Genomic DNA, 2,812 nt, shown 5'->3' on the forward strand with positions numbered 1-2,812 from the left:
GGCCTCGGCGGCCTCTGTGACATCGACTGCGGCACTCACGCGGAGCCTCCGATCAGGGTCAGGAACGCGTCCTCCAGGCGGCGGTGCGGGCCGACGCTCGCCACCGGGATCTCCAGCCGGACCAGCTCCGCGACGAGCGCCGCCGAGCCGATGCCCTCCAGCCGCACCAGCAGCCCCTCCTCGGCGGGCGCCGCCGAGGCCACGCCCGGCAGCGCGGCCACCTTCTCGCACGCCGCCTCGGCGTCGGCCTCGGACAGCCCGCCCTCCACGCCGACGAGCAGTGTGTCGCCCGAGCCGATGATCTCCGCGACCGGCCCGGCCTGCACCAGCCGCCCGCGGTCCATCACCACCAGGTGCGTACAGCTCTGCTCCACCTCGGACAGCAGATGGCTGGAGACGATGACGGTGCGCCCGGCTGCCGCGTAACGGATCATCACCTCGCGCATCTCGCGGATCTGCGGCGGGTCCAGCCCGTTCGTCGGCTCGTCCAGGATCAGCAGGTCCGGCAGCCCGAGCATGGCCTGCGCGATGGCCAGCCGCTGCCGCATGCCCTGGCTGTACGTACGGACCGCGCGGTCCAGCGCCGAGCCCAGCCCGGCGATCTCCAGAGCCTCGTCGATGTGGGCGTCCTCGGCGGGCCGGCCGGTCGCCCGCCAGTACAGATCGAGGTTGGCCCGGCCGGTCAGATGCGGCAGGAACCCCGCGCCCTCCACGAACGCCCCGACCCGAGACAGCACCGGCGCGCCCGCCCGGATCGCGTGCCCGAAGACCCGGATCTCCCCGCCGTCGGGCCGGATGAGGCCCATCAGCATCCGCAGCGTGGTGGTCTTGCCCGCGCCGTTGGGGCCGAGCAGCCCCAGCACCTGCCCGCGCTCCACCCGGAAGGACAGTTCCCGCACCGCGTAGCGGTCGGCGGACTTCGCGTACCGCTTGCTCAAGTCCGTGATCTGGAGCGGCACGTCGGCGAGCCCGGCGTCCGGCGCAGGCGTCGCGGTGCGGCGGCGCCCGACGAACAGCAGGGCAACGGCGACGAACGCGCCCGCGGCGGGCAGCCCCCACGTCCACCAGGGCAGCCCGGCGGACGCGGTCCGCACGTCCGGCGCGGTCGGCGCCCGCAGCCCCTCGCCGGCGAGCGAGACGCTGTACGAGGCGGGCTCGACCGGCGAGGCGTAGCCCATGTCCGTGGCGGCGAGGACCAGCCGCATCCGGTGCCCGGCCGCGAAGTTGTGGTCGACGGCGGGCAGCCGCACCTCGACGGTCCGGCCGTTCTTCGCCCCGGTGACCCGGACCGGCGTCACGAGCTGCGACGGCAACTGCTGCTGACCGTTCGGCCCGACGTCGTAGACCTTGGCGAAGAGCACCGCCTCCCCGCCGTCCGCCTTCACGCGCAGTTTCACGCGCGGCGACCCGGTGACGCGCACCCCGGTGGACAGCGGTGCGGAGTCGAAGCGCGCGTACTGGCCGGGGAAGTCGAGGGACAGCCCCGCGCCGAGGCTGGAGAGCTGGGTGATGGAGCCGATGCCCGGCACCGAGGAGATCGCGGCCGGGCCCGCCCCGGCGGGATTGGCGAACGTCTGCTCACCGCCGGTGAGCTTCACCGGCCGCTCGTCGTTCGACAGCCCCGGATAGCGGTCGCCGCTCGCGCCGCGCAACTGCGCCGAACCGTTGGTGGAGTCGACGCCGCCGGTCCGCGTGACGCGGAACGCGGGCCCGGTGTTCGCGCCCTTGTCGTCCTTGAGGTAGCGGTCGAACCACGCCTCGGTGCGCCGCTCCACCCGGCCCGTCTCGCGCTCGCCGCCGTCGTGGCCGCCCGCGATCCAGTCCACGGCCACGGGCGCGTCGTTGGCCCGGATGGCCCTGGCCATGGCGTCGGCCTGGCCGAGCGGGAAGAGCGAGTCGGTCTGGCCCTGCGTGATGAGCGTGGGCACCTTGATACGGTCGGCGACCTCGGACGGGCTGCGCTTCCGGAGCAGCTCGCGCGCCTGGGCGTCCGGCTTCCCGGCGACGGCGACCCGCTCGTACATGGCGCACAGCGCCTTCTCGAACCGCCCGCACCCGGAGGACTGCGACGGCGCGGCCTTCTCGTCGCCGATGCCCGTCGTGGTCGAGCCGGTGGTGAAGAAGATCCCGGCCCAGAGCTTCTTGAAGACGTCGTCGGGGAAGAGGGAGTCGGCGAGGTTCCAGTAGGTGATCTGCGGGGCGATGGCGTCGACGCGCTTGTCGTACCCCGCCGCGAGCAGGGAGAGCGCGCCGCCGTAGGACGCGCCCGCGACGCCGACCCGCGGGTCGCCGGGCTTGTCGAGCTGCACCTCCGGGCGCTTCGCCAGCCAGTCGATGAGCCGGCTCGCGTCCGCGACCTCGTGTCGCGGGTCGTTGAGGCCGATACGGCCCGTGGAGTCGCCGAAGCCGCGCGCCGACCAGGTCAGCACGGCGTAGCCGTCGCGCGCCAAGTGCTCCGCCTGGCCGCGCAGATCGTCCTTGCTGCCGCCGAAGCCGTGCGCCAGCAGGACGGCCGGTCTGCGCTCCGTACCGCCGGAGGTGAAGAACGACGTGTCGACGCGGACCGTGGCATCGGACCCCGGCGACTCCGGCAGCGACATGACGTGATCTTCGCGGTGTACGGGGGCTTCGCCGCCGGAGGCGGCCGCCGTCCAGGTACCGGCCCCGGCGAGCACGGCGACGGCGGCTATGGCGGCGACGAGCCGCCCGCGCCGTCGGGGCAAACGCAGCTTCATGCCCGCATGCTAAACGGAGACCTCATCCATCTGCGGTGCCACCTGCGCGAAGGCGCACCGGCGGGGCCTCTCCGCTC

The 2,812-nt window shown here is 73.9% G+C and carries 1 protein-coding gene; it reads right to left on the reverse strand.

What is annotated here, in order from left to right:
• Positions 1-35 precede the first annotated feature (35 nt).
• The gene (locus ACFU99_RS39835) at positions 36-2,735 is read right to left on the reverse strand and encodes an alpha/beta fold hydrolase (RefSeq protein WP_384402489.1); all 2,700 of its coding nucleotides are present in this window, start codon (positions 2,733-2,735) and stop codon (positions 36-38) included.
• Between the last annotated feature and the right edge of the window lie 77 nt (positions 2,736-2,812).

Origin of the sequence: Streptomyces sp. NPDC057654 (assembly GCF_042800135.1) — a bacterium.
In the GTDB taxonomy this organism is placed as follows: Bacteria; Actinomycetota; Actinomycetes; order Streptomycetales; family Streptomycetaceae; genus Streptomyces.

What these genes read in the sequence shown, in the direction of transcription:
- ACFU99_RS39835 (WP_384402489.1), bottom strand. Translation starts at nt 2,735, where the DNA reads ATGAAGCTGCGTTTGCCCCGACGGCGCGGGCGGCTCGTCGCCGCCATA.